This window comes from Rathayibacter tanaceti, from assembly GCF_009834165.1.
Taxonomy (GTDB): Bacteria; Actinomycetota; Actinomycetes; order Actinomycetales; family Microbacteriaceae; genus Rathayibacter; species Rathayibacter tanaceti.
Genome location: NZ_CP047186.1, coordinates 2101715 through 2126299, shown reverse-complemented (window position 1 = coordinate 2126299; position 24585 = coordinate 2101715). Strand labels below are relative to the sequence as shown.

Genomic DNA, 24585 nt, shown 5'->3' with positions numbered 1-24585 from the left:
CGATGAGACCATGCACCTCCGACATCGTCTGACCGACGCGCCACGGCCACCGAACGAGGGACACGGGCGGTCCCCCGGGGCTAATAGGCTTCGCGACCATGGGGAATCACCGCCGACCATCGCGCCTGCTCACCGCCGCGCTCGCCCTCGCCGTCGGACTCGGCACTGCCGTCGTCCCGTTCACCGCCGCCTCCGCCGCCGAGGACGCCGTGCCGCCGTCGACCACCTCGGTCGAGACGGGCGCCGTCGACGCCTCCCTCGACCGGGCCGATCTCGGCACTCCCGATCTCTCCGTCCAGGCGTACGACGCCGACGAGACGAAGAGCTTCCGCGCCGGCTTCATCATTAGCGACGCGAACTTCTTCGACGCGGACGCGCTCAGCGCGAGCGATGTGCAGAAGCTGCTCGACGATAAGGGCAGGAGCTGCACGGGCTCGAACGCCGGCGTCCCCTGTCTCCGCGCTTTCAGCCAGGCGACACCGAGCCGACCCGCCGACGCGATGTGCGCGGCGTACTCCGGCAGAGCACTCGAGTCGGCGGCCTCGATCTTCGCCGGAGTTGGTGAGGCCTGCGGTATCAACCCGCTGGTGCTCGTCGTCCTCGTGCAGAAGGAGCGGAGCCTCGTCACCGACACCACGCCCACCGCCGCCGACTACGCGAAGGCGACCGGCTACAACTGCCCGGACACCGCCGCATGCGATCCCGGCTCCGCCGGCTTCTTCACGCAGGTCTACAGCGCCGCCCGACAGTTCAAGCGCTACGCCAACCCGCCCGGCTCCGGCGCGAACTTCACGGCCTACGCGCCAGGGACGACGCCGAACATCCAGTACCACCCGAACACGGCTTGCGGATCCTCAGCCGTGACGATCCGCAACCAGGCCACCGCCGATCTCTACTACTACACGCCCTACCAGCCCAACGACTACGCCCTCACCGGGCGCGGCGACGCGAACTGCGCGACCTACGGCAACATCAACTTCTGGTACCTCTTCAGCGATTGGAACCCCGCCGGCACCCTCGCGAACGCGGGGATCGCCCCCGTCGGCCGTGTCGACACCCCGCGGATCTCGGGCGGCACGCTGACCGCGTCCGGCTGGAGTGTCGATCCGACGACGCAGCGGGCCGCGCTGAGCACGACGGTCACCGTCACTGCTCCCGACGGCACGAAGACGGTCCGCACCCCGACCGCGAACGGCGACCGCGGCGACATCCCGCGCGACTACCCGGCCGCCGGCCGGGCGCACGGCTTCGCGGCGACCGTCCCGGTCTCGGCGGCCGGCACCTACCAGGTCTGCGTCAGCGCGGCCTCCGTCGAGTGGAACCGCTGGACCGGCACCGGCGACTCGCGCGGACCCGGCTCGAAGGACCTCGGCTGCTCGAGCGTGAGCACCACCGCCGGGATCGACGTGGCCCGACTCGCCGGGACCGACCGGCAGGGCACCGCCGTCGAGATCTCGAAGGCGGTCTTCGGCCCCCGTGTGCCGGTCGTCTACATCGCCACCGGTGGGAACTTCCCCGACGCGCTCAGCGCCGCGCCCGCCGCAGCCAAGCAGGGCGGCCCGCTCCTGCTCGTCGACCGCGACTCCATGTCGCAGCCGGTCCGCGATGAGCTCACCCGGCTCGCGCCCGCGAAGATCGTGGTCGTCGGCTCCTCGCTCAGCGTCGGCGACGGCCTGCTGAACCAGCTGAAGTCCTACTCTCTGCAGGTGCAGCGCATCGGCGGGAAGGACCGCTACGACACGTCGAAGCAGATCATCCAGTACGCCTTCTCGGGAGGCTCGTCCCGCGCCTGGCTCGCGACCGGCGAGAAGTTCCCCGACGCTCTCGGTGCGAGCGCGGCAGCGGGTGCCGTCGACGCTCCCGTGATCCTGGTGAACGGCGGCCTCGCCAGCGCCGACTCGACCACACGAGCGATCGTCTCGGGCCTCAAGGTCCAGAACCTCACCATCGCGGGCAGCGCGTTGTCGGTGAGCGACGGGATCAAGGACTCGCTTCCGGCGCCGAGCGTCACGCGGATCGGGGGCGTCGACCGCTACGACACGTCGGAGCAGCTCAACCGCGCGGCGTTCGCGAGCGCGAAGACCGTGTTCCTGGCCACGGGCGAGAACTTCCCCGACGCGCTGGCCGGAGCCACGGCCGCGGGCTACTCGAGCAGCCCGCTCTTCGCGGTGCCGCCGACCTGCGTGCCTCGGGCAGTGCTCGCCGACATCGCCACGTCCGGGGCGACGAGGGTCGTCCTGCTGGGCGGGCCGACGACCCTCTCGGACGACGTCGCACGCCTCACGCCCTGCGGCTGATCGACGACCACCGCGCCACTAGCGTGAGGGGATGACCCCGACCGCACCGCCCCCGAGCGTCCGTCGCCGCCGGGGCGGTGCGGTCGTCGTCGCGGCCCTGGTGGCGCTCCTCATCGGCGGAGGAGCCGACGGAACGCAGCGCGCACCGATGGGGGAGCTCTCGAGCGTGCGCCTGTGGACGTTCCTCGCGCCCGGTCCTGTCGCCGCCGACTTCGACCCGGGGGACATCGTCTCGGACGAGGTCTTCTTCGACGGGGACGCGTTCGGCCCGCTGACCATTCAGGCGTTCCTGAACGCCCGTGTGCCGCTCTGCGAGGGCGACGGGGTGCCCTGCCTCCGCGACTACGCCGAGGATGTCGCGCCCCTTGAGGCGGACGAGGAGTGCGCTGCGGCTCCCGGCGGCCGGCGGCTCCCGGCGGCCGAGATCATCGCGACGATCGCCTCCGCCTGCGGGGTGAACCCTGCCGTTCTGCTCACGCTGCTGCAGAAGGAGCAGTCGCTCGTCACCGATCCCGCGCCGAGCGAGCGCCAGTTCCGCAGCGCCACCGGGTACGGCTGCCCCGACACCGCCGACTGCGACAGCGGCTCCTACGGTTTCGCGGCGCAGGTGTACGGCGCCGCCTGGCAGTTCCAGCGCTATCGCGACCCGGACAGCAGCTTCGACTGGTACCCGGTCGGAGCGACGAGCCAGATCCGCTATGCACCGGACGAGACGTGCGGCACGGCTCCCGTGCGCATCGAGAACGCCGCCACGGCGGGGCTCTACTACTACACGCCGTACCAGCCGAACGCGGCTGCGCTCGAGAACCTCTACGGCGAGGGCGACACCTGCTCGGCCTACGGGAACCGCAACTTCTGGCGCATCTTCAGCACCTGGTTCGGCGACCCTCGGGCCGGTGCCGCAGGGTCCTAGACCGCGACCGGGGCCTTCGGGCGCAGACGCTTCATTGTGACACCGGCCAGCTCGCCCAGCTCGGCCAGGCCGGTCGCGCCGTGCCGCTGCGCGGCGTGCACGACGATCGCGGCGCACGCTTCGGCGTCGGCCGACGCGTCGTGGTGGCGGAAGTCCTCGAAGCCGGCGGCCATCGCCACGGCGGGCAGGCGATAGGAGTCGAGCTCGTAGGTCTTGCGGGCGAGCTGGAGCGAGCAGAAGTAGTCGTACTCGGGGTGCTCGAGCGCGGTCGCGGCGCAGGCGGCACGGATGACGCCCATGTCGAAGCCGGCGTTGTGCGCGACGAAGACGTCGTCGCCGGCGAAGGCGGCGAGGTCGGTGAACTGCTCGGCCCAGCCCGGTGCCGCATGCACGTCGGTCTTGCGGATGCCGTGGATCCGCGTGTTCCACTCGAGGAAGTCGTCGAAGCCGAGCGGCGGGCGGATGAGCCAGCCGGCGCGGTCGACGACCCGCCCGTCGCGGACCTTCACGAGCCCGACCGAGCAGGCGGAGGCTCCGTGCGAGTTGGCGGTCTCGAAGTCGATGGCGGTGAAGTCGATGGGCACGCTCCACCCTCTCACGCACCTCCGACGCCGCCCGCAGCGGCACGCGGCGGCCGCCCGGCCCGCCCGCGCCACGCCGTAGGATGGATGCCCGTGGCTCTCACTCTCGCAATCGTCGGTCTCCCCAACGTCGGCAAGTCGACGCTCTTCAACGCGCTGACCAAGAACACGGTCCTCGCGGCGAACTACCCGTTCGCGACGATCGAGCCGAACGTCGGAGTCGTGAACCTGCCCGACTCGCGCCTCGAGGTGCTCGCCGGGATCTTCGGCTCCGAGCGCATCCTCCCGGCCCCCGTCTCCTTCGTCGACATCGCCGGCATCGTGCGCGGCGCCTCCGAGGGCGAAGGCCTGGGCAACAAGTTCCTGGCGAACATCCGTGAGGCCGATGCGATCGCGCAGGTCATCCGCGGCTTCGAGGACTCGGATGTCGTGCACGTCGACGGCAAGGTCGACGCCGCGAGCGACATGGAGACGATCAACACCGAGCTGGTCCTCGCCGATCTGCAGACCCTCGAGAAGGCCGAGGCCCGCTACGAGAAGGAGCTGAAGGGGAAGAAGATCGAGCCGATCGTGGTCGAGACCGCGAAGAAGGCGCGCGAGTTCCTCGACTCCGGCAAGCCGCTCTCGGCGTCGCCGCTCGACCTCGAGCCGATCCGCGAGCTGGGCCTGCTGACGGCCAAGCCCTTCATCTACGTCTTCAACGTCGACGAGGCGGTCTTGACCGACGAGTCGCGCAAGGCCGAGCTGGCGGCGCTTGTCGCACCGGCACAGGCGATCTTCCTCGACGCGAAGATCGAGTCGGAGCTGATCGACCTCGACGAGGCGGACGCCGCCGAGATGCTCGAGTCGACGGGCCAGACGGAGTCGGGCCTGAACCAGCTCGCCCGCATCGGCTTCGACACGCTGGGCCTGCAGACGTACCTCACGGCGGGCCCGAAGGAGACGCGCGCCTGGACCATCGGGAAGGGCTGGACCGCTCCGCAGGCCGCGGGCGTCATCCACACCGACTTCCAGAAGGGCTTCATCAAGGCCGAGATCATCTCGTTCGACGACCTCGTCGAGACCGGCTCCATCGCGGAGGCGCGCGCGAAGGGCAAGGCCCGGATCGAGGGCAAGGACTACGTGATGCAGGACGGGGACGTGGTGGAGTTCCGCTTCAACGTGTGAGACGGCTCCGACTCGTCGGAATTCGGCTCGCGGGGATCGGCCGATCCGGCGAGCCGGAGCGAGAGGCCGTCCCGTCCGGCACCGACATGCGCGCGATCGTCGAGTCGGCCTTCTCGGGGGTACGGCGCGCATCGGCTCGACGCGGAGAACGAGAGCATCCGAGATGGGCCCGTCAGTAAACAAGGCCGCGGCGCTCCAGGTGGTGAGCGACGGAGCGGCTCGAGAGAGGGTCGCACCTTTCCTTCGGCACGATCGTCCTGAGTGGAGGTCCGTCGCAAGGACGAGACGGTGACGACGAGAGAACCGAAGAGTCTGAGGGCCGGCAGCCGATCAGGCGACGACCTGGATATCGCGAAGTACCGAAGAATCCTGTCAGCTAGACTCTGGTCCCTCTCACGGGTCATTCCTCGTGCATTCTTCATGCACGGCCATCCTCTCTGTGCGTTTCGGTGGTGGTGGTGGGCCTGGAGAACCCCGGGGCGTCGATGGCTCTGCGGATCCGAGCGGCAGAGCAGTTGTCACCGTGCAGAGAGTGATCTCTGCAGCTCACGCCAGCGTGACGGTCCTCCGCGCTCGCGACGCCTCAAGTACCGCTCGGCTCAGCGCAGAGAACATGTCAAAGCGCACAGCCAGTTCTGCCGTATCCGCACCTGTCCGAGAGTGTTCGCCGGGCTGACGTATCAATCCACTCAGGAACCGCGCTTTCTTGAGTTGATGGCGAGACAACTCTCAGCCGAAGCGCGGTTGCGTCGACCTCGGCCGGAATACAGTGGCGCTGGAAGACCCCGAAATTCACCATCACGAAAGAAGATGACATGAACAATGCGGGCATTTTTGCGATCGACCTCGACCGCATCGAGGTGGTCGAGGTGGTCAACGGCTTGGACGACCGTGCCCTCGGAGTTTCGGCCTCCGACACGTGGCTTTGAACGCCCTCGTTCTCGTCCACGTGCAGCTCCACCTGCTAAGAGAACACATCGACTGACTGATTCGCGGCCTGCGATCGAGTCGATGGTCGCAGGCCCCTCCCGCTCTTTTAGCGTCGGGCCGCGCATCCGCTTCGGGGCGCTGCGACGCGAAGATGATCGAGAGCTCGGTGACGACCAGCTTCACGAAGTATGCGCCGTCCTCCTGGAAGGAGATTGCAATATCGACAGATCGGGAATACCGGGATGTCACGTCGGGCGTTGCGCGACTGGCGAAGGGGATGGCGAAGTGGAGTGTCCGCCGCTGGCGCCTCTGGGAGTGCATACGCGTCCGTTTAAGAGCGAAGAGACCCAGTATGGGGGAGTGCAATGCTATCGCGCAGCCATGAGGGAGTTCAGCGGCTCTTCCGCCAGAGTGACCCTCACGCTGGACGCCCATAGGGCCATGGACGCGCGCACGAAACATCTCCTCGGCGCGTCGGCAAGAGCCAACTTCTATGGACGAGTTGCGGAGATGGCGAATCCCTGTGGAACCGCGAATGATGACAAAGAAAGACGACTGTCCACTCCTGCACTGCACAGCGCCCCGTCCGTCCGTGCCGGTCGTGACCATGATGAATCGCATCGTCGCGAACCCTGGTCCAGATGCTTTCGAGCACTGGACCCGCGTCTCCTAGGCGCAACGGTCAAGGACGTGCTGGCGACCGAGCATGTGACGATACGCGCAGCGTACCTCGGCTCGATCATTCACCCCACAGGCAACAGGCCGGGGCTCGCCCGAGAGGCGGAGAGGTCAGTGCGCCGGGCGGTCCTTGATCTCGTGGAGGGACGACGTCGAGCTTCACGCCGAGATCAGGCCGAGTGATCCGGCCGCGATCCCGCGGATCAAGGACATGGAAAGGACGAGTCAGGAACCGTATATGTACGACAGGTCGCGCTTCAGCACTCCCAAGGCGAAGATCGTGATGGGTGCCGTCAACGTCGCGGTCCCAGTCGCGCTCTACTATTTGGCCCGCGCTCTCGGCGCGAATGAGGTCGTGGGGCTGATGACGGGAGTCGCCTGGTCTCTCGTCTCCGCGGCGTACGTGTTCGCGATCACCCGGCGGATCAGTGCAAGTTCCGGGGCCGTCGGTTTCCTCCTCCTGCTCAGTGTCATCACCGCGTTGGTCACGCGGGATGCCTCGTCGGTCCTCGTCGCCTCCGGCATCGTTCCCGCTGGCATCGGTCTGCTCATGATCGTGTCTGCCTTCGTCGGACGACCTGTGATCCAGAGCCTGATCGCTCCGGCCATGGATGCTGCTGCGAGGAATGAACGAGTCACTGCCACGTGGATGTGGAACAACGAACCGACTTACCGGCGCACCATGATCGTGTCCACGGCTCTGTGGGGATTCCTGGTCCTCGCCGAGGCGATCGCCGGTATAGTCTTGGCCATGAGCCTGCCGGTCGATGAAGTGGTGGCCATCCGACCAGTGGTCGCCACTCTGATCGTCGGCGTAGCTGGTCTCTGCCAGTACCTGTACATACGCCACCTGAAGAAGTCTGTGCCCGAAGAACGACGTGAGGGGTAGGAGCGCTCAGTGAACCATCCGCGGCATGGAATGACGTGCAAGGCAAGGTGCTGAAGTTCGGAGTCTCGTTCCTGCCGGATCTCGATCCTGGTCTACGGTCACCGCTGCACTACTACCGTGACCTCAGAGCGTTATTCATAAGGTCTGATATGCGCGTGTCGTTGTAAAGACATCAACTTCTCGCGCGAGAGAATGGAGGTGCCTACACGCGCCATTTCTGAAGCGAGCAGTCGTTGCTCTATGGCTTTACCACAGGTGTCAGCTCTGGGCAGGTGACGGAGTTGGTGGGTCGGATATTCCAGATCCTGGCTCGACGTTCTTCGTTGCCGGGACGCCCGGCCCTTGTGAACCCGCGGGAGCAGATGATAACGGGAAAATCATCGCCACCGGCTACCGCGGACACCTCACCGAACTCCCCGCCATCATCCGCACCATCACGAACCTCGAGCCCTACCGACTCGGCCCGAAAACAGCCTTATGAATGCCACTCAAAGGCTACATCGAACTGGAAATGATTACCCCATCCGAAAGAATCCCGACAGCTACGTGCTTGAATGGGAACACGAATTCAACAATGACGTGAACTTGATCCGGTGCCAGATCGAACAAGCGATTGCCCACCTCAAGAACTGGCGCTTACTCCACACGGTCCGCCGGCGACCGTTCTCCACCTTCACCCGAACACTCTCCGCGGTCGTAGCACTTCATTTCTTCACACAAGCCGCGTGAATCAGCCCCCTACGGCCGACACCCGTTGAGTCGACTGGAGTTCCGTTCCACCGTGTGACGCTCGGCCCTTCGCACCGAGCTCGGCCACGCCGCGATCCACTGATCCGGGCTCGTTCCCGCAGGCCGGAGCAGGCAGGCGTCGACCGAGCCGAGGCGCCGCGAACTCGCCGGAGTGGACCGGCGGCGGCGGCGGCCGTCCCGTCACGACGGTGACCCGAGTGCCTTCGGTGAGAGAAGGCCGCTGCGTCCCCGGGAACGGGACCGGGAGGATGAGAGACTGGGCGCATGGAGCACACGGTGCCGCTGATCCTCACCACCCGTCGCCTCGACATCACACGCTTCGACAGCGGCGATCTCGACGATCGTCTCGCGTACCAATCGCGGGAGGACGTCGCCCGTTACCTCTACCGCGAGCCGCTCAGCAGGGAGGCCTGCGCGGCGGGCATCGAGCGGGCCGTCGCGACCACGACGCTCGAGGCCGAGGGAGACACCCTGATTTTCGCGATCCGGGTGCGCGGGGAGCGTCGGGTCGTCGGGGAGGTCGTCCTCACCCTGTCGGATCGTCGGGCCTCGCAGCTCGAGATCGGCTGGGTCTTCAACCCGGAGGACGCGGGCAGAGGCTACGCCACCGAAGCCGCGCGGGCGATCGCCGAGCTCGCCTTCTCGGAGTACGGCGCGCATCGGCTGTTCGCCCGGCTCGACACCGAGAACGAGCGCTCGGTGCTGCTGTGCCGACGTCTGGGATTCCGGCGCGAGGCGCACCTGGTCGAGAACGATCGACGCCTGTCGGGGGCGTGGGGGAGCGAGTTCGTCTACGCGGCGCTCGAGGAGGACCTCATCCGCGACGACGCACCGTGGCGATAACCTACGAGGCCTCCGCGACCGATGTCGCCCGAGTCCGGCTCACGCCGTCGCCGATCGGGGAGGCCGTCTTCAGCCTGCGGGCACTGACGCGGCCGGGGGCCGCGTCGCAGTTCGGCCCGTTCCTGGAGCACGCGCGTGGGCGCCTGAAGGGCGTCGACCTGCGAGTGCTCCGCTCCCTCGTGCCCAGCACCGGGTACGTGCCGGACGTCCTCACACCCAGCCCGCGGTTCGCGCCCTCGTTCCGGACACAGCTGGAGGAGGTGCGGGCCACGCCCGCGGAAGAGTTCGCAGCCCAAGTCGACTGGATGGAGCGGGATCCGGGGACCACGAGGGAGTGGAAAGCGCGGACAGCGACGGCCCGGACTTTCGCGGTGCAGCACCCCGAACAGGCGCTGCCGGTGGTCGCCGACCAGCTCGAGTCGTACTGGCGCGCCGTGCTCGAACCGATCTGGGGGCGCCTCGACCACTCCCTCAGCCACGACATCCGCGACCGGACCCTGCTCGCGGAGCGCGGCGGAACAGCAGCGATGCTCTCCTCGGTCAACGAGCGGGTGAGCTGGGACGGCACGACGCTGAGCGTGCGCAGCACCTACGACTTCTCCACCACCATGGGCGGCGCCGGGATCGCCTTCGTGCCCAGCGTCTTCTCGCAGTCGGAGGTGCTCACCATGCTGCCCCCGCTGGAGCCGATGCTGGTGTATCCGCGGACGCTCGCGAGGGACTTCTGGAGCGAGGAGCCCGAGGATCCCGACCCGCTGAGCAACCTGCTGGGGCGGGTCAGGGCGACGATCCTGCACTCTGTCCGCAGCCCTGTGACCACGGGAGCCCTCGCGTCGATCGCGGGAGTCACTCCGGGGGCCGTCAGCCAACACATCGCCGTGCTGCGCGACTGCGGCCTGGTGACGACCGACCGCCGCGGCCGCAACTCCGTGCATTCGCTGACGCGCGCAGGAGAGGACCTCCTCGGCGCCTCCGCCGCTCCCGTCTTCTCGCGGCGCATCCTTTAGCCTCCGCTCAACGGTTCGTCGATTCGCGGCCGCCGTCCCTAACCTCATCGAGGTCCCGCCCGACGGCGGCGATCGACCACGACGAGGGAGGATCTGGTGACGACACCGGCGGGCGACACGATCGTGATCGGCAACGGCGCTCTGGGCAGCGCGATCAGTCTCGAGTTGGCACGGCGCGGTCACCGCGTCACCCGGCTCGGCCGCGCGGCCCGGCCCCTGGCCGCGAGCACGGCGGCCGGCGCGATGCTGGGATGCTTCGGCGAGGTGACGACGAGTGTCCTCGCCTCCGAGCACGGCCGCGCGAAGCTCGCCATGGACATCGAGGCACGACGCTTCTGGCCGGAGTGGGACGAGCTGCTCGCGGACGCCTCCGGTGACGAGGAGTCGCTCTTCACCTCGGACGGGACGACGGTCATCCTGAACTCCGCCGGTTCCCGCGCCGTCGACAGCGGGAACTACGCGGCGATCATCTCCTCGCTCGACGAGGCGCAGGAGCCCTACGAGGACGTCGACGCCGACGCCATCGACTGGCTGGATCCGAACGACCTCGTGCGCCCTCTCCGTGCGCTGCACATCCCGGGGGAGCGCTCGGTCGACTCCCACCGGCTCCTGGTCAAGTCCGATGCTGCTCTCGCGCGCTACGGCGGAGTCGTCGACGAGCGCGAAGCGCGCCGGGTTGTCGTCACGGCGGGCCGTCTCACCGGCGTCGAACTCGTCGACGGGACGGTCCTCACGGCCGGCTCCGTGGTCATCGCCGCCGGTGCCCGCTCGCTCTCCCTCCTCGACGACGTGCCGGACATCCGCGCGAAGATCCCTCCGATGGTGAGCGGCTACGGGGTGTCCGTCCTGCTCGAGCCGGAGGAGAGGCCTCTTCCGCGCACCGTGATCCGGACTCCCAACCGGGCCTTCGCCTGCGGGCTCCACGCTGTCCCCCGGGACGACTCCACGCTGTACGTCGGCGCGACGAACATCGTCTCGCCGGAGCCCCGCGAGACCGCCGCACTCGGTGACCTGCAGTTCCTCATCGGCTGCGCGATCGACCAGCTGCACACGAACCTCGCCGAGGCCGCGCTCCTGCGCGTGCAGGTCGGCAATCGGCCGATCCCCGCCGACGGCTTCCCGTTGATCGGTCCGACCGGCATCGACGGCCTGTTCCTCGCGACCGGCACCTACCGCGACGGCCTGCACCAGTCGCCGCTGATCGCCGGCCACGTCGCAGGACTGGTCGAGGGCAGCGAGGGGCACTGGTCGTTCCTGCGCGACTTCGAGCCGGTGCGTGCGCCGCTGGCCACGGGAGACCGTGCGTCGGTCGTCGAGACGACCGTGGAGCACATGATGGCGACGGGGTGGGAGTACCGCTGGAACGTCATCTCCGAATGGCCGCCGCGCATCGAGCGCCATCTGCACCGTCACTACGCCGAGCTGGTCGACGGCCTGCACGAGACGTTCACTCCGCCGGCCGAGCTGGTCGCCGCGATGAGCGCGCCGATCCGGGCTCGACTCGAGCGCTACTACGGAGAGTGGTCGTGACGGTCGCACGCGCGACTCTCCAGCGCGAGGTGACGCGACGGCTCACTCGAGCCGGTGTCTGGGACCCGGAGGGCGACGCCCGCGCGCTCCTGGACCGCTTCCTCGGACCGGACGATGCGGCCTCGGCCCAGGCAGAGCTGGAGCGTGCCGTCGCCGAGCGCGAGGAGCGGATCCCGCTGGAGCACATCGTCGGAATGGCACTCGTGGACGGAGCGACGTACACAGTCGGCACGGGAGCGTTCATCCCGCGCGCGGAGAGCACGCGGATCATCGAGCTCGCGGCGGCGCCGGAGATCCTGAGGCGGGGCGGCGCCGTCCTCGACCTGTGCGCGGGCGTCGGGACTCTCGGGATCGGCATCGCTCTGCGCCGGCCCGATGCGCGCGTCACCCTGATCGAGCGCGACGAGGTGCCGATGCGCTACCTGCGCCGCAACATCGCCCGTCTGCTCGGTTCGGAGCGGTCCTCGGTCACCGCCGTGCAGGCCGACCTCTACGAGACGGACGCGCGGGGACTGGCTCCGGCGGACGTCGTGGTCGCGAACGCGCCGTATGTTCCGCAGGACCTGCGGCTCCTGCCGGAGTGGGCGGAGCATCAGCCGCGAGAGGCCCTCTACGGAGGCGGCGACGGCCTCGATCTGATCCGGCGCGCGGTCGAGGTCGCCCGCACGGTCCTGCCGGCGCAGGGCACGCTTCTGCTCGAGCACGATCGCGCTCAACCCGAGGCCGTGCGTGCGCTGCTGGAGGCGCAGGGTTTCGCCGAGGTCCAGACCGTCCTCGACTCCGCCGGTGAGACCCGCATCACCCGGGCGGCACGGCGATGAGGGCTGCGGAGGCATCGACGAGTTGGATGCACCGACGGCTCGAGAGCGCGTCGGACGCCCTGGATCGGGCCTTCGAGGAGGGACTGACCGGGCACGTCGTCGTCGGCCGGGACGGGAAGCGGGTCACGCTCGAGGACGGCAGCGAGACGATCGAGTTCGTCTCCTGCTCCTACCTCGGACTCGAGACGCATCCGAGGCTCGTCGAGGCGGCTCACCGCGCCCTCGACGAGTTCGGACTGCACCTCTCGTCGTCGCGCAACCGGATGCGGCCGCGGTACCTCGGCGAGCTCGAGGCGCTCCTCCGCGAGGTCTACGCGGGCGCGCCGGTCTGCGTCTTCACCTCGACCAGTAGCGTGCATCTGGGAGTGCTGCCCGTGCTCGGCGCGAACGGCCTGCCCGGCTACCCGGTCGAGGGGCGGGTCGAGTTCCTCGTGGACCGCACGGCGCACGCGTCGATGCAGGTGCTGCGCGGCATCCTCGACCAGCTGGGGCCGACCACGAGGGTCGACGTCGCCGAGACGCTCGCGGTCGAGGAGCGCCTCGCCGCTGTCCGTCGCGCGGGCGGCACGCCGATCCTCCTCGTCGACGGAGTCGGCTCGATGAGCGGGCTCGTGCCGGTCGTGGAGCTGGCGGACCGGCTCGCGGCGGCCGGGGGATACCTGTACGTCGACGACGCGCACGGCATCTCCATCGACGGACCGGCCGGAGCCGGCTGGGCGTTCACCGCGTTCGGCGGCCGGCTCCCCGACAATGTCGTCCTCGCCGGCTCCCTGTCGAAGGCGTTCGGAGGCTCCGGCGGATTCGCCGTGGTCGCGGGCGATGACGACGTCCGGGCTCTGCGCACATCGGCCAATCCGCTGGTGTTCGGCCACTCGATCATGCTCCCGATGCTGGCGGCCGACGTGGCGGCCGCCGAGATGCACCTCTCGGGCGAGGTCGTACCCCTGCAGGAGCGGCTGTGGTCGAACATCGCGCGATTCGACGACGCTCTCAGCGGGCGGGTCCTCAACGAGGGACTGCGCTCTCCTGTCCGCGGCGTCCGCTTCGCGCGCGAGGCGGAGGGGCTTGCGGCCGCGCGACGCCTCCGCGCCGAGGGGATCATCATGCTCCCCGCCTTCTACCCGACGGTGGAACAGGGCTCTGCGCTGCTGCGCTTCGCGATCTCGGCGCTGCACACTCCCGAGCAGATCGACCGCGCCGCCGCGGCGGTCGCGAGCGACGGAACGACGGCCTCATCGGGGTCGGGGGAGCGTGCGCGATGACCGCGACGGATACTCGGGTGGCGACCCTCCGCGACCGCCGGCTGGTGGTCTTCTCGGCCTCGTACTTCGTCACCTACCTCGGTGACGGCATCTTCTACGTCTGCGCCGCGCTCTTCTTCACCCAGATCCTCGACGTCTCCCCGGTGGTCTACGGCGCCGTCCTGACCGCGTCGTGGCTCGTCGCGATGGCGCTCAGTGTGCCCGCGGGTCATCTCGCGGACCGCTCCGACCCTCGGATCGTGGCGGCGGTGATGCTGCTCGCCTGCGGAGCCTCGGTCGCGGCGTTCGTCGTCGTTCCGAGCATCGTGGTCTTCGCCGTCGCCTCGGTCGTGCTCGCGGTCTGCACTCAGGGCACTCAGTCGGCACGAGCGGCGGTCATCGGACGGACCTTCCGTCCGGAGATCGTGACCCGCGTACGTGCCGTTCTGACCGCTACGAGCAACTCGGGTCTCGCGCTCGGGGCGGTCGTCGGCGGCATCGCCCTGGAGAGTGCGGACGAGGCGGTCTTCCGGGCGGTCTTCCTCATCGACGCCGTGACCTTTGTGGTGTCGGCCGGGCTGGTGCTCGCAACGAGGACGGGACCGGCGCCGGAGCGCGAGGAGGGCGGGCGCGGCGGGTCGCTGCGGAGCATGCTCGGAGTCTTCCGGGACGGCCCGTACGTGGGTCTCGGCATCGCGAACGGTGTGCTCTCGCTGCACATCACGCTGATCGACGTCGCTCTCCCCCTCTGGATCGTGCGCGACACCCAGGCGCCCACATGGTCGGTGGCGCTCGTCTTCGTGATCAACACCGCACTCGTCGTGCTGCTGCAGTACCGGGTCGCGCGCGAGGTGACCGGCGTCCTCGTCGGAGTCCGGCGGCTGCGATGGGCGGGACTGCTGCTGCTCGCCGCGATGGCGCTGTTCGGCGCAGCGAGCCTGCCGACGAGCCCGGAGCCGGCGATCGCGGTGCTCGTCGGCGCGGCCGTGGTCCTGACCTTCGGCGAGATGATCCAGACCTCGAGCATGACGGAGATCAGCTTCCGGCTGGTCCCCGATCAGCGGTACGGCCAGTACCAGGGCTTCTTCGGTATGGGCGGCACGCTCGCGGAGGCGCTCGGCCCGCTGGTGGTGACCTGGATCGTGCTGGGGCACGGGGTCCTGGGCTGGACGCTGCTGGGCCTCGCCCTGCTCCTCGCTGCGGCATCGGTCGGCCCCATCGTCACGCGCGCCCTCCGCTCGCCGATCGCCAGGGAGAACCTCACGTGAGCGCGCCAGCGGAGAGCGTGCTCGTGATCAGCGCCAGCGCGCGCACGCTCTGGAAGGTGCGCGACGCCGGCCTCGCCGTCGTGCACATCGAGGATCCGACCATGGCTGCTCCGGCGAGCGCTGCGCTCTGTGTGCGCTCCCTGCGCCACACGCTCACCGACGTCCCCGCCCTGGTGCGGCTCGCCGAGCAGCTCCATGCCGAGCACCGTTTCTCGGGGGTCGTGACGAACCACGAGCCCGCGATAGCAGCGGCCCAAGCGATCGCCGACACGCTGGGCCTGCCGAGCAGCGGTGTCGGAGCGCTGCTGCGCGACAAGGCCGCGCTGCGTCGCGCGCTCGCCGGCTCGCGCCTCGCGCTCCCGTGGGCGGTGCTGTCCTCGCGTGCCGACCTGACCTCCTTCGTGCGCGAGCACGGGCTGCCGTTGATCGTGAAGCCGACGAGCGGCTCGGCGAGTCTCGGAGTGTTCCCTGTCCGGGAGGCTCGCGAACTCGACGCCGTGTGGGCGCAGGTCCGGTCCCTGCTCGAGGAGGGGCACCGGTACAGCGCCGTCCTCCCGGTGTTCGGGTTCATGATCGAGCGGTACGTGGACGGTCCCGAGTTCAGTGTGGAGAGCGTCAGCACGGACGGGCGGCACGAGTTCCTGGCGATCGTCGAGAAGACGACCAACGAGCACCGGGTGGAAGTCGCGCACACCGTCCCCGCCCGACTCTCCGGTGAGGGGGCCCGCCGGGTCATGGACGCGGTCCGAGAGCTCCTCGATCGGATCGGCTTCCGCGCGGGCCCGGCGCACACCGAGGTGATCCTGGGTGCGGACGGAGTCGTCGTCGTCGAATCGCACGCCCGCACCGGCGGAGACGGCATCCCGGCCCTGGTCGCCGCGGTGACCGGACGCGACGCAGAGAGGGAGCTCATCGCCCTCGCGACCGGCCGGCCGGTCCCACCGTCGGAGCCGCCCACGGCCGTCGCGATCAGCAAGCGCTTCCTGGAAGCGCGGACGGGCACGGTGGTCTCCATCTCGGGAGTGGAGGCGGCCCGCGCGCTCGCCGGGGTCCGTGAGGTCATGGTCGCGGTCGAGCCGGGCGATCAGGTTCAGGACGCCGACGCCAGCTGGTGGCGGGTCGGAGAGGTCGTCGCCGCGGCAGCATCCGCCCAGGCCGCCGAGGACCTCGCTGCGCGGGCCGCCGCGATGATCCGGATCGAGGTGCGCTGAATGCGTCTCGAACCGCTGCCCACCGAGCAGTCTGCTCTGGACGCCGCGCAGGACCGGTCCTTCGCCGCCATGCGCGACGCGATCGCGGCGTCGGAGACCTGCACCGCGTACACCCGGGTGGTCGACGCCCTCCGTCCCGATCGGATCGACGAGATCGAGGTCCTCGACCGGGCCCGGCTCGCTGCCTGGGGTGCAGACGCGGTCGCGCCCAACAGCATCACGACAGGAGACGTCCGCATCGTTCTGCGCTCGAGCGGATCCTCCGGGTCGATCCGCACGGTCCGCCACTCCGCCGGCTTCAACGACCAGGTGGGCTTCCTCGGCGCCCGAGGCATCGGGATGGGCGGCCTTCCCCGCAATCCCCTGGTCGTCAACGCGCTCGCTCCCGGCGACCTCTTCGGCGGATTCGGCTTCGCCGAGGACGCCCTGGCCCGCCGAGGCGCGGCGGTGCTGCCGGCGGGAAGCGCGATGGATCCCGATGCGCTCGCCGACGTGATGGCGGGCGAGCGAGTGGACGCGATCGTGGCCGTTCCCGGCCAGATCGGACTGCTCCACGCCCGACGTCCCGAGGCTTTCGACTCGATCCGAGTCGCCTACTACCTGGGAGATCGCCCGCGGCGGGACCTTCGGAGCGCGCTGGCCGCGAGCGGCGTGGAGCTGCGCTCCTTCGCGCTGAGCACGACCGAGACCGGGCCGATCGGATTCCAGTGCGAGCACCTCAGCGGCCCGGACCACCACCTCCACGAAGACCTCGTGCACGTGCAGATCCTCGGCCCGGACGGGCGGCCGGTGCCTGAGGGAGTGCTGGGGACGGTGGCCGTGACGCCTCTGGTCGACAGCGGACTCGCGCTTGTCAGGTACCTGGTCGGGGACGAGGGCACGCAGCTCGGCCGCCGGTGCCGGTGCGGCTCGCCGTCGATGGTGCTCCGGCTCGGCTCTCGCGAAGGGACCTCGACGAACATCCGCGGCACTCTCGTGACCGAGGCCATGGTCCGCGGCGCACTCCCGGTGGCGTCCTCCGACGTGCAGCTCGTCGTGGAGGACGACGGGCAGCGGTTCGGCCTCGTGCTCTGCGGACCCGGCGCCGCCGGAGTCGAGGACTCGACGCTCGCCCCGTCCTTCCTGGCCGAGCCGACGCTCGCCAAGGTCCTCCGGACGCGGGGATTCGCCGGGATCCGGATCGACCGCGACCGCTCGCCCGCGCACGATCGGCGCGGCAAACAGCCCTTTTTCTTCCGAGGAGGAACAGACCGATGACCCAGAGTGCCAGCCAGATCCTCGCACCCGACCGCGCCCGCCTCGACGAGCTCGATCGGCAGCTCCTCGACCTCCTCGTCGAGAGGATGGGCGTGTGCCTGACCATCGCCGACCTGAAAGCGCAGCACCGGATCCCCATGATGCAGCCGGGGAGGGTCTCCCTCGTCATCGAGCGCGCCAGGGCGCGGGCGGTCGGTGAGGGGCTCGATCCGGAGTATCTCGGCGGGGTCTTCCGCCTGGTGATCGACGCGACGTGTGCGGCGGAGGACGCTCGAATGGCGTCGGGGGAGCGGGGTGAGGCATGAGCCGGGTGCTGGTGATCGACAACTTCGACTCGTTCACGAACAACATCGTCCAATACCTGCACGAGATCACGGGCGAACGTCCGATCGTCGTGGACAACCGGACGCGCTACGAGGATCTCCCCCTGGGCGAGGTCGACTCCGTCGTGATCTCGCCCGGCCCGGGCCATCCGTCCGTGCCGGAGGACTTCGGTGTCTGCCGGGAGGTGATCGAGCGTCATCCGCTTCCGATCCTGGGTGTCTGCCTCGGGCACCAGGGGATCGCCGTGGCGTTCGGCGGCAGCGTCGTCCACGCCCCCGAGCCCGTGCACGGGATGATCGAGGAGATCTCCCACAACGGAACGGGGCTCTTCACCGGGCTCCCCGCGCCGCTCCGCGTCGTCCGCTACCACTCGCTGGTCGCCACAGACCTGCCGCCGGAGATCGAGGTGACCGCTCGCTCCGCGGACGGTCTGGTGATGGCCCTCCGCCATCGCACGCTCCCGATCTGGGGCGTGCAGTTCCATCCGGAGTCGATCGACACCGACGGCGGCCGGGCCCTGCTGAGCAATTTCCTCGATCTCGCCGGGGGTCGGGCGGGCGCCGACTCTGTGACGGCTGCCTTCGAGCGGGTCGGCGGTGTCCTGCGCGGTGTCGTCCACGTCACGGAGGTCGACTGGCCCCGCGATCTCTCCGCTCATTTCCGGCAGGCCAGGGCCGCAGGCGCACGGTTCTGGCTCGACGCCGAGAACAGCGAGCACCCCGATGCCGGCTACTCACTCATGGGGATCGGCGGGCGCGACGTCACGCTCGCCTACGAGGTCTCGACGCGGCGGCTCTCGCTCCACGGACCGCTGGGCTCCGACTCCGTGACGGGCGATCTCTTCCTGCTCCTGGACCAGCTCCTCGCCGCGTCCGCGGTGCGCGAGGCCGACGGGCCGACGCCGTTCACGTCGGGCTTCGTCGGCTACCTCGGCTACGAGCTGAAGGAGCTGGTCGGCGCAGGTCCGAGCCGACGCTCCGAGGTGCCCGACGCGGGCTTCGCCTGGGCGCCGTCCTTCCTCGTCTTCGACCACCGGAGCCGCCGCGCCTGGCGTCACGACGTCGCCACGGGCGGAGCCGTCCCGCACCCGCCCGCTCCGATCGCCGCGGTGGAGGAGCCGGACGCGCAGTACACGCCCGGCCCGGTGCCGGAAGCCGCAGTGAACCTCCGCGACGGCCACCGCGCGTACGTGAGCAAGATCGAGGAGGCGAAGCGGCTCATCCGCGACGGCGAGTCCTACGAGGTCTGCCTGACCAACTCGGCGACGGCGCCGGCTCCCGCCGACCCCCTCGAGGCCTATGAGCGGATGCGCTCGGTGAGCCCGGTGCCCTACGGTGCCTTCCTCGAGCTCCCCGGCCTGGCGATCCTCAGCTCGTCTCCCGAGACCTTCCTGCGCATCGGCGCCGACGCAACGGTGGTGACGCGGCCGATCAAGGGCACCCGCCCTCGCGGCCCGGACCCGGTCGCCGACCAGCGGCTGCGCGAGGAACTCGCGTCGAGCAGGAAGGACCGGGCCGAGAACCTGATGATCGTCGATCTCGTCCGGCACGATCTGAACGCCGTCTGCGAGCCCGGATCCGTGACTGTTCCCTCGCCGTTCGAGATCCAGTCCTTCCCCTCGGTCCACCAGCTGGTGTCGACCGTCGTCGGCGTGCGGGCGGAGGGTGTGAGTTCCGTCGACGTCGTCCGCTCCTGCTTCCCGCCCGGCTCGATGACCGGCGCTCCCAAGCGGCGGACGATGGAGATCATCGACAGGCTTGAGGGCGCCGCGCGCGGGCCGTACTCCGGCGCGCTCGGGTGGTTCGACCACTCGGGGGCGATCACCCTGAGCGTAGTGATCCGCACGGTCGTGGTGACCGGCGACCGGGCGACGTTCGGCGTCGGCGGCGCGATCACCGCGCTCTCCGACCCCGAGGACGAGTTCGAGGAGACCCTCGTCAAGGCGAGCGTCCCCGCCCACGGTGTGTGCCGCTCCCCGGTGCTCCAGCGGCAGCCGGCGAGCGTCGGAGTAGGAGAATGAGCGCGGCGGTCGTGATCGGTGGCGCCGGGATCGTGGGCACGTGGCTCCGGGAGGTGCTGCAGCACGCTGGCTGGTCGGTGGTCGCGGTCGACACCGCCGGTGCTGAGCTCGACGCCGACGCTCGCGGCTCGGATCCGCGACTGCGCCGGCTCGTGGCCGAGGCCGATCTGGTGGCGCTCGCTCTGCCGGAGGACGTCGTCCTCGAGGTGGCCGACTCGATCGAGCCCCTGCTGCGCTCCGACGCTCTGCTCGTCTCCACCGCCTCCGTGCAGTCTCCGCTCTTCGACACGGCCGCCGGCCGTCGTCGTCGACGCCGACTCGTCGGCTGCAACCCGATGTTCCGGCCGACGCTCAGCACGGCGGGGCGGCGGGTCCTTCTGGTGACCACGGCGGATGCCGACGAAACGGCCGCCCTGCCCCTCCGCGACGCGCTGCAGAGCAGCGGCGCTCTCGTCGAGCTCCTCGACCCGGCCGATCACGACGCCCTGATGGCGGTCACCCAGGTGCTGCCGCACGCGGCGCTCCTCGCGGTCGCGTCGGTGCTCGCCTCCTCCTCGATCGACCCCGCCCTGGTCTGGCGTCTTGCGCCCCCACCGGCGCGGACGGTGCTGGCCTGCGCCGCCCGCATCCTGGAGGCGAACCCGCACGTGTACGCCGACATCCAACGCGCCGACGGTGCTGCCGAGATCCGTGCGCGGCTGGCCGACGGCGTGCTGGCGCTCGGCACGGACACGACGGGCGAGCTGGCCGAGAGGCTCACCGCCCTGCGCGGGTCGCTCTCGGAGATCGTCGCGCCTGCGGCCGCGCTGGCCGCCGAGCTCTTCGAGCACGACGGCCCGACGGCCCCGGCGAGCAGAGCGGAATCGGACTCGTGACCCACTTCGTCGTCTTCGGCGAGCCCTTCGACTTCGCCGAGCGCGCCCACCGGCGCTTCGCGCACAGCACCGTGACCCTGGTGGTGGAGGCGAGCCGGGTCGGGCGCACGACCGGAGTCGACACCGTCGACGCGGTGATCGAGGTCGCGGATGCCGCCCACGACCCGGACGCGCTCAGCGAGGCGGTCGCGCGACGGGGCCCGACGCCGACCCACGTCGTCGCCCTGGTCGACCACCTGGCGCTCCTCGCCGCCCGCTTCGCGGAGCGCACCGGACTCGTCTTCCACTCGGTGGCGACCATCACCGCCATCGGCGACAAAGGCGCGATGCGGCGGCGCCTCGCGGGTGACCCCGACCTCGCAGTCCGGTCCGCGATGGCCCACGACGAGGCGTCACTGCGCACGGCCGCCGCGGCGATCGGGTTCCCGCTCGTGGTGAAGCCGTCCGATTCGACGGGGTCGCAGGGGGTCAGCGTCCTCCGTTCCGAGGACGGGCTGTCGGCGGCGGGAGAGCGCGCGCTGGCGGTGTCGGCCGCCGTGCTCGTCGAGGAGTTCCTCGACGGCCCGCAGTACAGCGTGGAGGCGTTCTCGGAGGACGGGACGCACGTCGTCCTCGCCGTCACACGGAAGTACTCCGATCCGCGCACACTCGTCGAGATGGGGCACGTGCTGCCGGCGGATCTCCCCGACGCCGTGCGGACGGAGTTCGCCGAGCGCACCCGCCGGCTCCTCCGCACACTCGGGCTGCGCTACGGCCCCTCGCACACCGAGTTCGTCCTGACCGAGCGCGGCCCCGTGCCGCTGGAGACGCATGCTCGGGTCGGCGGCGACGACATCTACCTGATGGTCGCGGACGGTCGTGGCGTCGATATGGACGCGCTCCAGGTCGAGCAGATCTTCGGCGACCGAGTGCTCGACAGGCTCGTGCCGGTGCAGCGGTCGGCGCAGGCGATCTGGTTCGGCGCGGCGGAGGAGGCCTCCTCCTTCCGAATGCCCGACGATTCCGCCGAGCCCACCACGACCGCAGTCGTGTGGCTGCGCCGCGACTCTGCTCCCGCACTGCGCTCCTCGGGCGACCGTGTACTCCAGGTCAGAGCGGAGGCGTCCACCGCGGCCTCCGCGCTCGAGGCCGCGCGGTCCCACGCCGAGCAGCTCGCTCGCGCCGCAGGCCTCTCCCCGCGCCTGACCCGGCTCGACGAGCTCGTCTGACCCGCCCCGCGACGGGAGCCGACGCTCCGATCGCACCCCTCGCTTCCCCGCCCCGCCTTCACAAGACAGCATGTCCGACACCCCGACGACACTCCGCCTCTTCACCTCCGAATCGGTGACGGAGGGGCACCCCGACACGATCTGCGACCAGATCTCGGATCGGATCCTCGACGCCGTCCTCGCCCTCGATCCGCACGCGTGCGTCGCCGTGGAGACGATGATGACGACCGGTCTCGTCCACGTCGCCGGGGAGGTGACGACCTCCGGCTACGTGGAGATCCCGACCGTCGTCCGCGACGTGATCACCGGCATCGGCTACACCTCGTCGGACGTCTCGTTCGACGGACGCACCTGCGGCGTCGACGTCTCCCTCGGCGCGCAGTCTCCGGAGATCGCGCTCGGTTACCGTGAAACGGCCTCTACCGCGAAAGGGCCTGTACCGTGAAACGCGGGGGAATTGAGGAACAGACAGCACAGGGGAGCGGGATGAGCAGTATCGACGATGTGGACTACACGAACTGGGACTGGCTTCCCCGCGCGGCGGAGGAGGTCGAGAGCTATGTCCGCCGCTTGCTCGCGGAGTCGAGCATCCAGCCGCACGCCGTGTCGGCGCGAGCGAAATCGATAGCGTCCTTCCAGCGGAAGCAGCGGCTGAAGAAGTACACGGATCCCATGGCGAAGATCACGGACATCGTCGCGATCCGCATCATCACGTACTCGAATACGGACAGAGACCGCGTGGGGGAGCTGATCCGCTCCCGATTCGCCGTCCTGACCGGTGAGGATCGGAATCCCGGGGATGAGAAGCCGCCGCGCCTGCGCGGATACGACTGCCTGCACATCGTCGTCTCCGGAGAAGTCGACGGCCACGACTCCGACTGGGTCGTCTCCGGCGGAGAGCTCGAGCGCTACTTCACGACGTTCGGAGGCCTCGAGATCCAGATCCGCACAGTGGCAGGACATGCGTGGGCGGAATTCGAGCACGCGAGACGCTACAAGGGCGCGCAGTACGAGGCGGTCGGCAAGCAGGACAAGGAGACGATCGACCAGCTCTTCGGCGCGGCGTCCGACGCGCGACGCGCACTCGATGAGACGTTCGTGGCCATCGATCGGATTCTCGCGCGACCGACGATCGACAGTGAGAGGCCGCACATCCAGGTCCGAGTCGAGCCGGAGGCCGTGCACGGGGAGACCCTGTCGACTCCGCTGGACAAGGATGCACTCTCCGACTTCCTGCAGTCGCGGTTCCCCGACGACACCGACGGCAGCCAAATAGGGATCGAATTCGGAATCGAACTCGCGCGCTGCTGCGGGATCGACACGGTCGAGCTGCTCGAATCGGCGTTGGAGGACGTCGACAGCGAGCAGGTGCGAGCGCTGATGGAATCGGGTGGTCCGGTCACTCGAGTCCGGCGTCTCGACGACGAGATGCTCGCCCACTTCGGGCAGGACTACATCGAGAAGACCAAGAATGCGGGAAATGTCCAGCATCGAGGGCGTCAGCTCGAGTGGCGCTACGACCGTTTGCGGGGAAAGACGCGGTACAGGACCTATCTTCTGCTCAGCCGCACACGGCAGGCGGAGTTCGACGCGGGGCCGTACACAGCGGTCGGCGCGCTGCGGGAAGTCGCGAGGATCCTCGCGAGTGAACTCGGGAGGGAGGCCGTCGCTCTTCCGGGATTCGTCTCATCGGAGCCTGATCTGCCCGCGAGGACGAGGGCGAAGAGGGTCTCGATCGACGGCGACTCGGATATCTGGGTGATCTCGAACCTCGGCCGCGAGGCAGTGGAGGGAGTCATGGCGGAACTGCTCTCGCGGGTCCGTCCCTTCGACCTCCGTGTCGCCAGGGGCGACGTCGTGGTCGCCGACGGTCGGAGCGAACGCCTCCGTCGCGAGGCTGACGAGACCGCGTCGGACCTGCGTCGGTGACTCGATCCCGACCGATGGTGCTGACGGCTGCGCCGGGATCGGGGCGGGGAGACCCGCGCGTCTCCGCTCACCGTCCGCACCAGCACCCGCGAGTCGGGGCTCGACGGTGGCGGCCCTCGCGGCCGGATCTGTCTAGGCTCGCCCCATGACTCGACTCGACGGTGCCGTCGTCCTCGTCCTCGGAGCGTCAGGCGGCCTCGGCCGTCTCCTCGCGGACTCGCTGGAGGCGCAGGGCGCGACCGCTGTGCGCGCGGGCCGCGACGCCTCCGTTCTCGGCCCGGCGCCTCTCGTCGCCGATCTGCGCGGGGAGGACGCTCCGCGCCGCCTCGTCGCCGAGGTGCTGGAGCGGCACGGGCGGCTGGACGGCGTGGTGGTCGCCGCCGGCGTGGTCGCGTTCGGACCGTCGGCCGAGCTGGATCCGGCCGTGCTCGAGGAGCTGGTCGAGGTCAACGCGCTCGCGCCGATCCGGCTGGTGACCGCAGCCCTGCCGGCGCTCGCGGCCTCGGCGAGCGCGGGCCGGCAGCCGTTCGCGCTGACGATCAGCGGAGTCGTGGCCGAGGCGCCGACCGCGGGGCTCGCCGCGTACTCCGCGTCGAAGGCCGCGCTGCACGCCTTCGTGAAGGCCTCGGCGAAGGAGTATCGGCGCGCGGGCGTCCTGCTGCTCGACGCGCGGCCCGGCCACACCGAGACCGAGCTCTCGCGGCACCCGCTCGCCGGCGAAGCGCCGCGCTTCGGCGCGGGACTCGTGCCTCAGGCGGTCGTCGACCGGCTGCTGACGGCGATCGTGGACGCAGAGCCCGACCTGCCTCCCGCCGCCTTCATCGGCTGAGGTCTGCACAACGAAGG

General features: G+C 69.8%; 19 protein-coding genes and 1 pseudogene. 19 read left to right on the top strand and 1 reads right to left on the bottom strand.

All coding sequences use genetic code 11. From position 1 onward, the window contains the following. Window positions 1-98 precede the first annotated feature (98 nt). Window positions 99-2297, top strand: coding sequence for a cell wall-binding repeat-containing protein (locus tag GSU10_RS09955; protein ID WP_068207204.1), 2199 nt, complete (start codon window positions 99-101; stop codon window positions 2295-2297). 31 nt (window positions 2298-2328) lie between these two features. After that, a complete protein-coding gene (locus GSU10_RS09950; protein WP_068207200.1) occupies window positions 2329-3210 on the top strand; it encodes a hypothetical protein in 882 nt (293 codons plus the stop codon). Here the strand turns inward: GSU10_RS09950 and GSU10_RS09945 are convergent. Continuing rightward, window positions 3207-3794, bottom strand: a complete 588-nt coding sequence (locus GSU10_RS09945; protein ID WP_068207198.1) for a 3'-5' exonuclease — start codon at window positions 3792-3794, stop codon at window positions 3207-3209. The two genes, GSU10_RS09950 and GSU10_RS09945, sit on opposite strands and share 4 nt — an antisense overlap. A 90-nt stretch (window positions 3795-3884) precedes the next feature. Here GSU10_RS09945 and ychF point away from each other — a divergent pair, with 90 nt between their 5' ends. The 17 genes and pseudogenes from ychF to GSU10_RS09860 all read left to right on the top strand — a co-directional run bounded on the left by ychF (window position 3885) and on the right by GSU10_RS09860 (window position 24568). Continuing rightward, window positions 3885-4958, top strand: a complete 1074-nt coding sequence (gene ychF, locus GSU10_RS09940) for a redox-regulated ATPase YchF (RefSeq protein WP_068207292.1) — start codon at window positions 3885-3887, stop codon at window positions 4956-4958. Window positions 4959-6804: 1846 nt separating this feature from the next. Then, the gene (locus tag GSU10_RS09935) at window positions 6805-7455 is read left to right on the top strand and encodes a VC0807 family protein (RefSeq protein ID WP_132504071.1); all 651 of its coding nucleotides are present in this window, start codon (window positions 6805-6807) and stop codon (window positions 7453-7455) included. 1014 nt (window positions 7456-8469) lie between these two features. After that, a complete protein-coding gene (locus GSU10_RS09930) occupies window positions 8470-9048 on the top strand; it encodes a GNAT family N-acetyltransferase (protein WP_068207192.1) in 579 nt (192 codons plus the stop codon). Continuing rightward, window positions 9039-10055: an ArsR/SmtB family transcription factor gene (locus tag GSU10_RS09925; RefSeq protein WP_082844895.1), complete on the top strand. Its 1017-nt coding sequence runs from the start codon at window positions 9039-9041 to the stop codon at window positions 10053-10055. The genes GSU10_RS09930 and GSU10_RS09925 overlap by 10 nt, the downstream gene beginning before the upstream one ends. Window positions 10056-10151: 96 nt before the next feature. Beyond that, window positions 10152-11585 (top strand): NAD(P)/FAD-dependent oxidoreductase, encoded by a 1434-nt coding sequence (locus GSU10_RS09920; protein ID WP_082844894.1) that lies wholly within the window; start codon window positions 10152-10154, stop codon window positions 11583-11585. Then, window positions 11582-12406 (top strand): N5-glutamine methyltransferase family protein, encoded by an 825-nt coding sequence (locus GSU10_RS09915; RefSeq protein WP_132504073.1) that lies wholly within the window; start codon window positions 11582-11584, stop codon window positions 12404-12406. The genes GSU10_RS09920 and GSU10_RS09915 overlap by 4 nt, the downstream gene beginning before the upstream one ends. A 26-nt stretch (window positions 12407-12432) precedes the next feature. After that, the gene (locus tag GSU10_RS09910) at window positions 12433-13668 is read left to right on the top strand and encodes an aminotransferase class I/II-fold pyridoxal phosphate-dependent enzyme (RefSeq protein ID WP_199220807.1); all 1236 of its coding nucleotides are present in this window, start codon (window positions 12433-12435) and stop codon (window positions 13666-13668) included. Continuing rightward, complete coding sequence (locus GSU10_RS09905; protein WP_068207180.1) at window positions 13665-14915, top strand: MFS transporter; 1251 nt, start codon at window positions 13665-13667, stop codon at window positions 14913-14915. The genes GSU10_RS09910 and GSU10_RS09905 overlap by 4 nt, the downstream gene beginning before the upstream one ends. Beyond that, on the top strand, window positions 14912-16126 hold the full coding sequence (locus GSU10_RS09900; protein ID WP_132504075.1) for an ATP-grasp domain-containing protein: 1215 nt from the start codon (window positions 14912-14914) through the stop codon (window positions 16124-16126). The genes GSU10_RS09905 and GSU10_RS09900 overlap by 4 nt, the downstream gene beginning before the upstream one ends. Further along, complete coding sequence (locus GSU10_RS09895) at window positions 16127-17383, top strand: phenylacetate--CoA ligase family protein (protein WP_068207175.1); 1257 nt, start codon at window positions 16127-16129, stop codon at window positions 17381-17383. Next, window positions 17380-17688, top strand: coding sequence for a chorismate mutase (locus tag GSU10_RS09890; protein ID WP_068207172.1), 309 nt, complete (start codon window positions 17380-17382; stop codon window positions 17686-17688). Before GSU10_RS09895 ends, GSU10_RS09890 begins: the two co-directional genes overlap by 4 nt. Then, window positions 17685-19727, top strand: a complete 2043-nt coding sequence (pabB, locus tag GSU10_RS09885; protein WP_068207170.1) for an aminodeoxychorismate synthase component I — start codon at window positions 17685-17687, stop codon at window positions 19725-19727. The genes GSU10_RS09890 and pabB overlap by 4 nt, the downstream gene beginning before the upstream one ends. Then, entirely contained in the window at window positions 19724-20602 is an 879-nt protein-coding gene (locus tag GSU10_RS09880; RefSeq protein ID WP_132504077.1) for a prephenate dehydrogenase/arogenate dehydrogenase family protein, read from the top strand. Before pabB ends, GSU10_RS09880 begins: the two co-directional genes overlap by 4 nt. Further along, a complete protein-coding gene (locus GSU10_RS09875; protein WP_068207162.1) occupies window positions 20599-21810 on the top strand; it encodes an ATP-grasp domain-containing protein in 1212 nt (403 codons plus the stop codon). Before GSU10_RS09880 ends, GSU10_RS09875 begins: the two co-directional genes overlap by 4 nt. 70 nt (window positions 21811-21880) lie before the next feature. Beyond that, window positions 21881-22243, top strand: a pseudogene (locus GSU10_RS09870) (S-adenosylmethionine synthetase N-terminal domain-containing protein); the annotation flags it as partial. Between the two features lie 53 nt (window positions 22244-22296). Then, window positions 22297-23739, top strand: a complete 1443-nt coding sequence (locus GSU10_RS09865) for a GTP pyrophosphokinase (RefSeq protein ID WP_068207156.1) — start codon at window positions 22297-22299, stop codon at window positions 23737-23739. Window positions 23740-23884: 145 nt separating this feature from the next. After that, the gene (locus tag GSU10_RS09860) at window positions 23885-24568 is read left to right on the top strand and encodes an SDR family NAD(P)-dependent oxidoreductase (protein WP_132504079.1); all 684 of its coding nucleotides are present in this window, start codon (window positions 23885-23887) and stop codon (window positions 24566-24568) included. Window positions 24569-24585 lie beyond the last annotated feature (17 nt).

What these genes read in the sequence shown, in the direction of transcription:
- GSU10_RS09955 (WP_068207204.1), top strand. Translation starts at nt 99, where the DNA reads ATGGGGAATCACCGCCGACCATCGCGCCTGCTCACCGCCGCGCTCGCC.
- GSU10_RS09950 (WP_068207200.1), top strand. Translation starts at nt 2,329, where the DNA reads ATGACCCCGACCGCACCGCCCCCGAGCGTCCGTCGCCGCCGGGGCGGT.
- GSU10_RS09935 (WP_132504071.1), top strand. Translation starts at nt 6,805, where the DNA reads ATGTACGACAGGTCGCGCTTCAGCACTCCCAAGGCGAAGATCGTGATG.
- GSU10_RS09930 (WP_068207192.1), top strand. Translation starts at nt 8,470, where the DNA reads ATGGAGCACACGGTGCCGCTGATCCTCACCACCCGTCGCCTCGACATC.
- GSU10_RS09910 (WP_199220807.1), top strand. Translation starts at nt 12,433, where the DNA reads ATGCACCGACGGCTCGAGAGCGCGTCGGACGCCCTGGATCGGGCCTTC.
- GSU10_RS09905 (WP_068207180.1), top strand. Translation starts at nt 13,665, where the DNA reads ATGACCGCGACGGATACTCGGGTGGCGACCCTCCGCGACCGCCGGCTG.
- GSU10_RS09895 (WP_068207175.1), top strand. Translation starts at nt 16,127, where the DNA reads ATGCGTCTCGAACCGCTGCCCACCGAGCAGTCTGCTCTGGACGCCGCG.
- GSU10_RS09890 (WP_068207172.1), top strand. Translation starts at nt 17,380, where the DNA reads ATGACCCAGAGTGCCAGCCAGATCCTCGCACCCGACCGCGCCCGCCTC.
- pabB (WP_068207170.1), top strand. Translation starts at nt 17,685, where the DNA reads ATGAGCCGGGTGCTGGTGATCGACAACTTCGACTCGTTCACGAACAAC.
- GSU10_RS09880 (WP_132504077.1), top strand. Translation starts at nt 19,724, where the DNA reads ATGAGCGCGGCGGTCGTGATCGGTGGCGCCGGGATCGTGGGCACGTGG.
- GSU10_RS09865 (WP_068207156.1), top strand. Translation starts at nt 22,297, where the DNA reads ATGAGCAGTATCGACGATGTGGACTACACGAACTGGGACTGGCTTCCC.
- GSU10_RS09860 (WP_132504079.1), top strand. Translation starts at nt 23,885, where the DNA reads ATGACTCGACTCGACGGTGCCGTCGTCCTCGTCCTCGGAGCGTCAGGC.